Annotated in this window: 9 protein-coding genes; 4 read left to right on the forward strand and 5 right to left on the reverse strand. The window is 66.7% G+C overall.

Annotated elements, in window-relative coordinates:
- Positions 1–30: 30 nt before the first annotated feature.
- From DB30_RS30500 to DB30_RS30510, 3 genes are all read left to right on the forward strand, one after another.
- Complete coding sequence (locus tag DB30_RS30500) at positions 31–1,983, forward strand: lipoxygenase family protein (protein WP_052555616.1); 1,953 nt, start codon at positions 31–33, stop codon at positions 1,981–1,983.
- Entirely contained in the window at positions 1,983–3,374 is a 1,392-nt protein-coding gene (locus DB30_RS30505) for a hypothetical protein (protein ID WP_052555618.1), read from the forward strand. Before DB30_RS30500 ends, DB30_RS30505 begins: the two co-directional genes overlap by 1 nt.
- 410 nt (positions 3,375–3,784) lie before the next feature.
- The gene (locus DB30_RS30510; RefSeq protein WP_205633108.1) at positions 3,785–4,129 is read left to right on the forward strand and encodes a DoxX family protein; all 345 of its coding nucleotides are present in this window, start codon (positions 3,785–3,787) and stop codon (positions 4,127–4,129) included.
- Between the two features lie 79 nt (positions 4,130–4,208).
- Here the strand turns inward: DB30_RS30510 and ettA are convergent, their stop codons facing one another.
- Entirely contained in the window at positions 4,209–5,888 is a 1,680-nt protein-coding gene (gene ettA / locus DB30_RS30515) for an energy-dependent translational throttle protein EttA (protein ID WP_052555643.1), read from the reverse strand.
- A gap of 543 nt (positions 5,889–6,431) precedes the next feature.
- Here ettA and DB30_RS30520 point away from each other — a divergent pair.
- Positions 6,432–7,202, forward strand: coding sequence for an EI24 domain-containing protein (locus DB30_RS30520; protein WP_052555628.1), 771 nt, complete (start codon positions 6,432–6,434; stop codon positions 7,200–7,202).
- Positions 7,203–7,208: 6 nt separating this feature from the next.
- Here DB30_RS30520 and DB30_RS30525 read toward each other — a convergent pair whose 3' ends face one another.
- The 4 genes from DB30_RS30525 to DB30_RS30540 all read right to left on the reverse strand — a co-directional run.
- Positions 7,209–8,408: a phospholipase D-like domain-containing protein gene (locus tag DB30_RS30525; protein ID WP_165704028.1), complete on the reverse strand. Its 1,200-nt coding sequence runs from the start codon at positions 8,406–8,408 to the stop codon at positions 7,209–7,211.
- A gap of 8 nt (positions 8,409–8,416) precedes the next feature.
- The gene (locus DB30_RS30530; protein ID WP_052555635.1) at positions 8,417–9,733 is read right to left on the reverse strand and encodes a DUF2254 domain-containing protein; all 1,317 of its coding nucleotides are present in this window, start codon (positions 9,731–9,733) and stop codon (positions 8,417–8,419) included.
- 229 nt (positions 9,734–9,962) lie between these two features.
- Positions 9,963–10,979, reverse strand: coding sequence for a hypothetical protein (locus tag DB30_RS30535; protein ID WP_052555638.1), 1,017 nt, complete (start codon positions 10,977–10,979; stop codon positions 9,963–9,965).
- Between the two features lie 59 nt (positions 10,980–11,038).
- The coding region (locus DB30_RS30540) for a WD40 repeat domain-containing protein (protein WP_420870685.1) at positions 11,039–11,554 on the reverse strand (516 nt) is incomplete at its 5' end.

The following is an 11,554-nucleotide window of genomic DNA, read 5'->3' on the forward strand; positions in this document are numbered from 1 at the left end:
GTGGCACGCGCTGCAGCCGAGTGAGAAACCATGTCCAACATCCCAACGCTCCCTCAAAATGATCCCCGCCCCGAGCAACGAGCCCAGCAGCTCGACAAGGCCCGGGAGACCTACAAATACGCGGATCTGCTGCCCCCGCTGGCCTTCTGTGAGGGGGTCCCCAAGCCCGACACGCCAAGCGCGGCGTGGCTGGTCACCGTTGGCAAGGTCGCGGCCGCGGTCGCATTGAATGCAGTCGCCAACCGCCGGGCCTGGAAGCGCGGCGATCACGACGAGGAGGACGCATCGTTCGATGTGGGCGGCACCAGCGAAGAAGACCAGAACGAGGCCGGTCACAACAGCTTCTTGGCGCGGCTCGAGAACTTCGATGAAGAGGCGGTCTCGTTCGCCCCGGGCGACGAGCCCAGCGTGCTCGACGAGGTCAACGAGCGCGTCGCCGCGATCTTGGGGGCCAAGCCCAACCGTCACGTGCCGCCGGCCCAAGCCGACGACGATGACAACGGCGACGACGGCGACGGCGACGAGAGCTTCGGCGTGCTCGACGGCAACGTGTCCAAGGACGGCCCCAACGGCCGCCCGCAGAGCATGGACGACTACGCCAACTTGTTTCGGCGCATCACGCTGCCGCCGATCGCCAGCACCTGGAAGAACGACTCGGCGTTCGCGGCCTACCGCGTGGCCGGGCCCAACGCCAGCATGATCCAGCGGATCACCGAGCTGCCCGACAACTTCGCGGTCACCGACGCCCACTACAAACAAGCAATGGGCGAGGGTGACTCGCTCGACGCGGCCAAGGCCGAAGGTCGGTTGTTCCTGGCCGACTGGAAGCTGATCGGTGAGACCCTGGTCAACAACACCTACAAGGGCGCCCAGAAGACCGTGTACGCGCCGCTGGCCCTGTTCGCGGTCCCGCCGGGCGGTGGCTCGCTGGCGCCCGTGGCGATCCAACCAGGCCAGACCCCAAGCCCAACGAACAAGATCTACGCGACCCAGGATGGCAACGACTGGCTCGCGGCCAAGAGCGCCGTGCAGGTCGCGGAGGGCAACTATCACGAGCTCGTCAGCCACCTCGGCCTGACCCATCTGCTGCTCGAGCCGATCGTGATGGCGACCTATCGCCAGCTCGCGCAACACCACCCCATCTACATGCTGCTGATCCCCCACTTCGAGGGCACGCTGTCGATCAACAACAGCGCGGCGACCAACCTGATCGCCCCGGGTGGGGCCGTTGACCTGATCTTCGCTGGCACGATCGAGTCCGAGCACCAGCTGGCCCTGGCCGCCCTGAAGCGCCACGACTTCATGCGCTCGGGCCTGCCCGACACGATCGAGCAGCGCGGCGTCGGCGATACCAGCGTGCTGACCGACTACCCCTATCGCGACGACGGCCTGAAGATCTGGGCCAACATCGAGCGCTGGGTCACGGCCTACGTCAACAACTACTACATCAGCGAGGCCAACGTCACCCAAGACACAGAGCTGCAGGCGTGGGCGGCCGTGCTCAGCAAGCCCTTCGCCGAGGGCGGCGTGTCTGGGTTTGGCCCGATCGACACCCGGGCCGCGCTGATCTTCGCGTGCACGAAGGTCATCTTCACGGCCAGCGCCGAGCACTCGGCCGTCAACTTCCCGCAGAAGGATCTGATGTCCTACGCGCCCGCGATCACCGGCGCGGGCTGGACCGCTGCGCCGCCCTCACAAGGCCCGCTGAAGGACTTCCAGCCGCCGCTCGAGCTCGCCGAGCTGCAGGCCGAGTTCCTGTATTTGCTGGGCGGCGTCCACCACACCAAGCTGGGCTTCTACAACTCCAACAGCTTCCCGTACCGGGCCTGGTTCAAGGATCCCAAGATCACCGCCGAGCTGCTGCCCGCGTTCCAGCGGGACCTCGCGGCCAGCGAAGAGCTGATCGTCGCGGCCAACGCCACCCGCACGTTCAAGTACACGTACATGATCCCGTCCACCATTCCGATGAGCATCAACATCTGATGGACGAGGACTTCGTCTTCAACGGCGTCGACGGCCTCACGGGCGAGCCGCTGCTCGCCCCCATGAGCGCAGACGAGGTCGCGCAGCTCGTCGCGCCCGAGCGACTGCGCGAGCAGGATGCCGGTCTCGAGGTCCCAAGGTCGTTCGGGCTTGGGTTTGGGTTGGATCCGGCCAACATCGTCGACGCCGGCTGGACGATCGTGTTTGCCAGCGACGAAGCCCAAGCCGTCCGCGACGCGCTGCAGCCCTTGATCGATCATCGCGCGGGCTCGGGGGCTGTGGTCCGCGTGCTCACGGCCGAGCCGGGCGAGGGCTTTGGCCCGTTCATGGCCCGGCACGGCGTCTACCCCGGCGAGATCGAGCCCGAGGTCATGGGCTACTACCTGCTGATCGTCGGCAGCCCGGCCAAGATCCCCTGGGAGTTTCAGTACCACGCCGACATCGAGTACGCGGTCGGCCGTCTGGCCTTCGACAACGCCGAAGCGTACGCCCGCTACGCGAGCTCCGTGATCGCGACAGAGACCGCCAGCGAGCCACCCACCAGCAAGCGCATCAGCTTCTGGGGCCCACGCCACGACCGCGCCACCGAGCTCAGCCACGACGATCTGCTCGAGCCCCTGATCAACGGCGAGCAGGACAACGGCGAGGGCCGGCCCAAGCCCGGGATCGCCGCCCAGCTGAAGTGGGAGGCGAGCACCTTCCTGCACGAAGACGCGACCAAGGCCAACTTCCTTGGCGCGCTGAACCAGCGCCCCTCATTGTTGCTCACGGCTTCGCACGGGATCGGCAACTTCAAGCCGGGCTCCGCGGAGCAGCTCAGCCGCCAAGGCGCGCTGCTGGCCGCCGACTGGGGCGGTCCCGGCTCGATCGGGCCCGCGGACTACGTCGCCGCCGAAGACATCCCCAACGACCTCGAGCTCGCCGGCATGATCGCGTTTCACTTTGCGTGTTACGGCGCCGGCACCCCGCTGCGCGACTGCTTTCGCCACCGCGACGGACAAGCACCCAAGCGCTTGGCCAAGACGGAGTTCGTCGCCGCGCTGCCCCAGCGCTTGCTCAGTCACCCAAACGGCTCCGCGCTCGCCGTGATCGGCCACGTGGATCGGGCCTGGGGCAGCTCCTTCCTCGACCGCTCGGGGCGGCACATTGGGCCGTTTCGCAACACGCTGGGCAACCTGATGTCCGGCAAGCCGGTCGGGTTCGCGGTCGCTGGCTTCAACGAGCGCTACGCCGTGCTCAGCAACAGCGTGGCAAGCCTGCTCGAGAAGCGTGGGCTTGGCGAAGAGGTCGACGCCAAGCTGCTCTCGCGCGCGTGGTTGGGCCGCAACGACGCGCAGAACTATGTGGTGCTTGGGGACCCTGCGGTGAAGCTGCAGTTCGGTCGCGGGTAGCCGGGCTGGGCTCAGGCGGCGCGCTGCGTGGCTGCCTGCGCCTTGCGGCTTCCAAGCGGCTAGACGCGGCCTTCAGCGGCCGGCGAAGACGTGTGGGTCGCAGGATTCTCTGGGGCCTCGGCCCGCTACGACGGTGAAGCGTGGCATTGCGCCGAGCAGCCGCTGACCTACGAGCATTGCCACGAGGTCTGGCGCCACTCGCAACAGGGTCGGGATCAGGGGCGGGATCAGGACTGGGGGCGGGAGCGCGTTGGGCCCATCTCGGTGCTCGATAGTTGCGAGTGATCCGGCTCGCGCGCTCCGCAAAGTTCGCGGCTTGGATCCGTGGCTCACCAGACTGACGCGACGCAGTCTTGAGTATGGGCCACAACACAAAGGGCAAAGCCGTCGGCTATTGGACTGCGACCGCAATGTTAGCGGTCGTACTCGTAGCAACGGGATTCATGGATCTCTTGGGGAAACCCGAGATGGCCGAGGCAATGGAAGGCCTGGGGTATCCGCTGTATCTGATGCCGTTGCTCGGCGTCGCCAAGCTGCTGGGTGCGATGGCGATTGTGGCGCCCGCCTATCCGCGGCTCAAAGAGTGGGCCTATGCAGGCATCGTCTTCGACTTGGTCGGGGCGATGTATTCGCAGATCCGCATGAACGAGGCCGAGCAGATCATCGCGCCCATGTTGTTGCTCTTGCTCGCGTTGGGCTCATGGTACCTGCGGCCCCCAAGCCGCAAGCTGCCCGACCTGATCCCAATCAAGTGATTGCCGCGCGCAAGTGATTGCCGCGCGCGAGAGTCGCGCGCGCATCGACGGCGTTGTGCGACCCCCTTCGCGGGGTCGCTCAGCGCGTCAGCTTTCGGTACTTGATGCGCTTGGGCACCATCGCGTCGTCGCCGAGCCGGTTCTTGCGATCCTGCTCGTAGTCGGCGTAGTTGCCCTCGAACCAAGTAACCTTCGAGTCACCCTCGAACGCCAGAATGTGCGTGGCGATGCGATCGAGGAACCAGCGATCATGCGAGATCACCACCACACACCCCGGGAACGACAACAGCGCGTCCTCGAGGTGGCGCAGGGTGTCAACGTCCAGGTCGTTGGTTGGCTCGTCGAGCAACAATAGGTTGCCGCCGCGCTTGATCAGCTTGGCCAGGTGCACGCGGTTGCGCTGGCCACCCGACAAGGTCCCCACTTTTTGCTGCTGTGACGCCCCGTTGAAGTTGAACTTGCCCACGTACGCGCGCGAGTTCATCTCTACGCCGCCAAGATCAACGGTGTCTTGGCCCTCGCTGATCTCCTGCCACACGCTCTTTTCGGGATCCAGGGTGTCGCGGCTCTGATCCACGTAGGCGATGTCAACGGTGCCACCGATCTCCAGCTTGCCCGCGTCGGGCTGCTCTTGCTGGGTGATCATCCGAAACAGCGTGGTCTTGCCAGCGCCGTTGGGGCCAATGATGCCAACGATGCCGCCGCGCGGGAGCGAGAAATTGAGGTCCCCGAACAACAGCTTGTCACCAAAGGACTTCTCGAGGCCCTTGGACTCGACCACGATGTTGCCGAGCCGCCGCGAGAACGGCACGTGGATCGAGGTCGTGTCTTTCTTGCGCTCTTCGGCGCTGTTGAGCAGCTCGTCGTAGGCGCGGATACGGGCCTTGCTCTTGCTCTGGCGGGCCTTGGGCGACATGCGGATCCACTCGAGCTCGCGGGCCAGCTCGCGCTGGCGGGCGCTCTCTTTCTTCTCCTGGGTCGCCAGCCGCTTTTGCTTTTGGTCGAGCCAGCTCGAGTAGTTGCCCTGCCACGGGATGCCCTTGCCGCCGTCGAGCTCGAGGATCCAGCCGGCGACGTTGTCGAGGAAGTAGCGATCGTGGGTGATCGCCACCACCGTGCCGGTGTAGTCGTGCAGGTGGTGCTCGAGCCACGCGACCGACTCGGCGTCGAGGTGGTTGGTGGGCTCGTCGAGCAGCAGGATGTCGGGGCGCTCGAGCAACAGCCGGGCGAGCGCGACCCGGCGCCGCTCGCCGCCGCTGAGGTTGGTCACCGGGGAGTCGCCGGGCGGGCAGCGCAGCGCGTCCATCGCGAGCTCGAGGGTGTGGTCGAGCTCCCAGCCGTTGCCCGCGTCGATCTTGTCTTGCAGCTTGCCCTGCTCCTCGAGCAGCGCGTTCATCTCGTCGTCGGTGGTGACCTCGCCAAACTTCATCGAGACCTCCTCGAAGCGCTCGAGCACGTCACGCATCTCTGCCACCGCCTCTTCGATGTTGCCCTTGACGTCCTTGTTGGGATCCAGCTCCGGCTCCTGCGGCAGGTAGCCAATCCGCACGCCCTCGGCCGCCCAGGCCTCGCCGATGATCTCGGTGTCGACGCCGGCCATGATCCGCAACAGGGTGCTCTTGCCGGCGCCGTTGTTGCCGAGCACGCCGATCTTGGCCCCGGGCAGGAACGAGAGGTGGATGTTCTCGAGGACCTTCTTGCCGCCGGGGTAGACCTTCGAGAGGCCCTTCATCGTGTAGATGTACTGGTAGGAGGCCATGGCGCGCGGATGATACTCGCTCGTCCGCGCGGAGGGGACCCCGGGCCGCGGCCGACCGCGGTGATCGTACACACCGTCTTGCGAGGCCCCGCGCAACCCCGCCCACCGTGAAGAGGCGCCCTGATAGCCTTGGCGCATGGATCGCAAGTCGCTTGCCTTTCCGCTGTCGTGCGGCGACGACGACTCGCTGGGCGCGACCGCCGGTGACGGCGGGTCCGACAGCGACACTGGCGGTCTGTGCCTGGTCGGCTCGCACGGGTGCGGGTGCACTTCCGGTGGCGCCTGCGATCCCGGCTTGACGTGCGAGATGGGCAGCTGCGTGCCGCTGTCTCCGACCGGCTGCAGTCGGCGAAGTCTAAGGTCGCTGTGGGGGTCATTGATAGCCCCCTGCTAGGGGGCCACACATGCGGATGCGTACAAACGCCCCCGAGGAGCGAAGCGACCAGACGCGAAGCGGCTGCAGTCGGCGAAGTCTAAGGTCGCTGTGGGGGTCATTACGAACGTGGCCGGGGGCGTCGCGGTGACCTACAGTTGAGCTCCGCGATGCCCGAGCCGCACCAGCCCAAGCAGCCCAGCCCCTACGTGCGTGGTTTTCGACTGGCCCTCGAGGGCATGAAGCTCGCGTTACGCAGCCCAGACGTGGGCTCGGCCTACCTGAAGCTCGCGGGCGCGGTGTTCGTGCTGACCTTGGTGATCAGCTCTGGATCGATCTGGGGGCTGTGGGCGAGCACCGCTCCGGCGGCGGACGCGAGCACGTGGATGCTGATCGGGCTGTGGGCGTTGCGGATCGTGGGCTCGCTGCTCGCGCTGATGGTGGGGCCGCTGCTGGCGATCTTCACGGTCAACATCGTGTTCCCGATGTTCAACAAGGGCGTGTTCCTGGCGGGCCTGCGCGCGATCGACCCAGACCGCGCCGCGGCGCTGGGGGCCAAGCCAGGGATGCCGTTTTGGCCCTCGGTCGGGATTGCGCTGTGGCGACTGGCCAAGTTTTTGGTGCTCAGCCTGTGTTGCTTGCTGATCGGGCTGATCCCGGTGGTGGGAACAATTGTGGGGACGGTCGCCGAGACTGGCTTGGCCGCGCGAACGGTCGCGTGGGAGCTGCTCGATCCCTACTTTGACTGCTTGGACATTCGCCACGCGGAGCAGCAGGCGTTCGTGAAGCGGCATCAACCGGCGCTGCTTGGGTTTGGGTTGCCGATCGCCTTGATGTTGGCGATCCCGATCGTCGGGCCCTTGCTGTTTGGTCTGGCGCAGGTGGCCGGGGCGATGTTCGTGGCGCGGGAGCTCCCCGTCGATCCGCGCGAGCGGTCGTAGAGCCGCTCAGATCTCCGATCCCAGCGGTCGCAGCAGGGTCGTCAGCGCGCGCTGCCACCAGGGTCGCTCGCGCAGCTCGCCTACCGTTATTGCGCGGCTGCGGCCAAGGTCGTCGGCGAAGTCGCGCAGCAGATCATGGACGAGCTCGGTCGTCGCCGTTGCAACTAGGATCTCTTCGTCCTTGCGCATGGATCGGCTGTTGATGTTGGCCGATCCAATGCACGCGAACACGTCGTCGATGACCATCACCTTGGTGTGCATCATCGTCGGTTGAAAGTAGTAGACCTCGACCCCCGCCTCGAGCAGCGGGCGCAGCTTGGGTTCGGCGATCATCTTCACGAGCCGCTGGTCCGCGTGCGCGCCGGGCAGCAAAATCTCGATGTGGACCCCGGCCTCGGCCTGGGCGCGCAGCCGCTCGATCGTGACGTCGTCCGGGGTGAAGTAGGCGGTGGCGATCTTGATCGAGCGCTCGGCGGCGTCGATCAGCCCCCACAGCGCCCGCGCGACCACGGTCCATCCGTCCGCCGTCGTCCCCGGGATCACGTGGGCGTGCAGCGGCCGATTGAGCGCTGCGGCCGAAGCTGGCGTGGGCGGTGCCAGCGGATCCCCGCCAGCTTCCAGCCAAGTCCCAATGAAGGCGCCCCACAAGCCCAGCACCCCCGGTCCCTCGAGCTCGAAGTGAGAGTCACGCCACTGCGAGGGGTCGCGCGCGTCGCCCTCCCACTCCTTGGCGATCCCGACGCCGCCTGTGTAGCCACGTCGTCCGTCGACGACCAACAGCTTGCGATGGGTGCGGTGGGTGGCCTGCCAGAGTCGCCATGGCTTTGGCGGCCGAAACCACCGGACCGCGACGCCGGAGTCCCGCATCCTGCGGATCAGCTGTTCGTTCATGGACCGGGCGCCGACAGCGTCGAGCACCACGCGGACCTCGACGCCACGCTCGGCGGCGGCCGAGAGCGCAGCGGCGAAGCGATCCGCGATCGTGCCGGTCCAGTACACGAAGGTCACGAAGCCGATCTGTCGTTGCGCCCCCTCGACCGCCGCGAGCATCGCCGGGAAAATTTGGTCACCGTTTCGAAGCCTGCGGATCGAGCTGAGCGACGCCGGAAACACCCCCGTGCAGGAGGTGAGCACGTGCTCGAGCGCGGCCACGCGATCGGCTTCGGCCTCCGCCTCGGGGGCGGACGGTTGATCAGCGCGGGTCATGTGCGTCGTCATGGGTTCGCGGACAGGCTTGGGAGCGGCGGCCGCCCCAGCTCCTTGGTGGTGTGCTCGATCAGGCGGTCGATCTGACGCCGCTGGTTGGGGCCCGAGAACGCCGCCAGGGCGTGGGCGTGAACGGCCTCGACCAGCGCCCACAGCAGCTCGCGCTCGGCTTCACCACGCGCCACGTGGCTGAGCTGCTCACAGGCGCGCAGCAGCTGACGGACCACTAGCACGTCTTGTCCGCCGTACTGCAGGATCCGCAGATAGCCGTCCTCGATCATCTCGCCAAACGACCAGCCTGGCAGCACGAGGCGCAGCTGTCCGTGCAGATCGCAGCGGTACGGCGTGGCCACTTCATGCACGAGATACTTGCGCAGCAGGTAGGTCAGCGCATCGATCGCCGTCGCTGCGGTCGCAGGATCGTTGACGCCGGGTGACAGCGCGCGCACGGCAATGTCCGTGATCTGGTCGAGCCCAAACTCCGCATCCTGTGGCGAGCTGCGCTCGGAGCCACGCATGCACGCGCGCTCGATCATGTCCTCGAGCTCGGCGTCGACTTTGCCCCACACGCTGGCGAGCGGGGTCCCAGCCAGCACGTAGTCGCCTATGATCCAGTGCATGCGGATGACGACACCGGCCCGCTCGGCCGCGGGCAGCAGCTTCTCGTGGTCGAAGTGCTGCATGTAGCCCGAGCTGCCGGCCAGCAATTCGTGCGGCGCCCCCTCGGGTAGCTTGGGCTCGCCCTCGCCCTCCCAGGCCCGCCCGACATCGCGGGGAAAGCCGCGCGCGATCACGGTCTCGGTCTGCTCGATGATCAGCGAGATGATCGAGCTGACCTTGATCGACTGCGGGACGTGATTGAGCGAGTAGAGCAGCGCTGCAGTTGCGACAAACGACAGCGCCACCGCCACGTTCGTTGCAATGAAGGGGACAAACTCCTCCCGGCTCCAGATCGAGCGCAACACGACCATGCTGTAGAGGAAGGTGCCAAGCAGGATCCCGAGCGCGTGCTGGTTGAGGGGGTCACGAATGTAGCGGCGCAGCAGGCGAGGCGAGTACGCGTTGGCAGTCTGAACCACCGCGAGCATGATCACCGAGAAGGTCAGCGAGGTGACGGTGAGCATCGCGGTTGCGATCGCCCCAAGCATGGTCCGGGCGCCCGCGGCGTCGATCCGCAGCAGCTCGTATCGGCTCCTGTCGAACTCTCCCGCGTGCAGCTGGAGCTCGCCATAGACCAGCGTTAGGGCCAACACGGTGTAGATCAACATCCACAGGCCGGGGCGAAACCATAGGCTGGACAGGATGTCGTCGAGGAGCTTGCGCATGTCGGCCGCGGGCTTGGGGTATACGACCGGTCGAGGGGGGCGCCCGGATCGGCGGCGGGCGCTGGATTAGATCGGCGCGGGCGGGCCCTCCTCGAGGGCACGAGCAAGCCCGGCGCCGCGTCCACCGGGGGCGTCTTTGATGAAAGCGCCGCTCCACACCAGCTCGCGCGAGCATATCGACAAGATGTGGGTGTCAGTGCCGTGGGCTGCCCCTGGCACTGGGGGCCGGTCAGGGATCGCAGCTGAGCGTGGTGAGGCCGGACCAGGTTTGAACATCGGGGGCGAGCACGCGAACTTCGAACGTGATGCTGCCTCGGTTGTTGCGGTGGTCGTTATCGTTCACGCCCACGAGCAGCCGGCCGCCGCTCTCGGTGACGAAGCGCGCGCAGTCCCCCACGACGATCGCCTGTGCGCTGCTGTCGAGCTGTAGCAGCGCCACGGCAGCGCCATGTGCCGCGCGTCGAAAGTCCGGGCCGGGGAGGTTGTAGTCGCGCGGACCGCCGCCGGGATAACCTGTCGGTCCGATCTTGGCGTCGTTCCACGAGCCGATCTGGTAGCGACCCGAGGCTCGAACCTCGACGATCATACCGGCAGGGAGATCGAGGCCGTCCACTCGCGCGAGGCCATCGGACGCCGAGATCTTCACGGTCGTCGTTTGCGGCTGGCCTGGGGGAGTTCTCGCGTGGAGTCGCAGCTTCTCGAGCCGGACGTCCTGTAGTTCCACACCCTTGCGCAGTGCAGCGGCGTCGAGCATCGCGTCGGCGATCACGGTGGCCTGGGTTCGGGATGCGCCGTCGCTATCGTAGATCGTGACGTGTAGATCTTGGTTGCGCAGCAGCTCGCCGGGGATGAACAGATCGAAGGGACGATCGTGACTGTGGCGGTTGGGGATCACCGGGGAGTAATAAGTTTGCTTGCCGATCTCGAACCCGACGAACAAATCGGGATCTTCGGGTTTCAAGTCCCCACCCGCGTCGCTGCTCGACGCCAACATGCACACGCCCGCCGCGATCGCGCCGGACCCGGGTAGTACGAAGCTCGAGAGGGCGCCAAGCAGCTCACAGCCGCCCGTGTCACCTTGCTGTGCTGCAGCGTCCCAGCGCTCGCCAGCGTCGGGCTTGGGGGCGACGGAGACCCGCGTCATCGAGACGATGACGTCGCCACGATGCGCGCCGCCGTCGACGTGGGCACACGCGGCGAGCAGAGCAACGAGCGGAGGGAGTACGCGGCGGGGGTTCGCGTGCATGCGGGAGGGAGTGTACTCGAATGGGCTGCTCGGTCGTGCGCGTGCGTGGTGTGTTAGGGCTAGGTGTGGGGAGCAGGTAGCTCACCGAAGGTCTCTGCGGGGAGGAGGTCGGTCGTGCCGTCGTCGTAGTCGACCTTCCAACGAAGCCAACGCCATGCGCCGGCCGACGCCTCGATGATCCGGCCGCCTGTGGAGTGGGGGCCCGGGATGTAGGTGGCGTGGTTGCCGTCGAGTGCTGCCATGACCAGCTGGGTGGTTCCCGACTCGACGTCCCACAATCGAAGCGTCCCGTCGGCGCCTCCCGAGAGCGCTCGTGCTCCGTCGGGCGACCAGGCGCACGATTGGACAACGCCGTGATGGCCCTTCCAAACCCCCACGGTGGTTCCCGACTCGACGTCCCACAACCGAAGCGTCCCGTCGTCGCCTGTCGAGAGCGCTCGTGTTCCATCGGGCGACCACGCACACGAGCTGACCCCACCGCCATGGCCCTCCCAAACCCCTACGCTCGTTCCTGACTCGACGTCCCACAACCGAAGCGTCCCGTCGTTGCCTGTCGAGAGCGCTCGTGTTCCGTC

The organism is Enhygromyxa salina, from assembly GCF_000737335.2.
GTDB lineage: Bacteria > Myxococcota_A > Polyangia > Nannocystales > Nannocystaceae > Plesiocystis > Plesiocystis salina_C.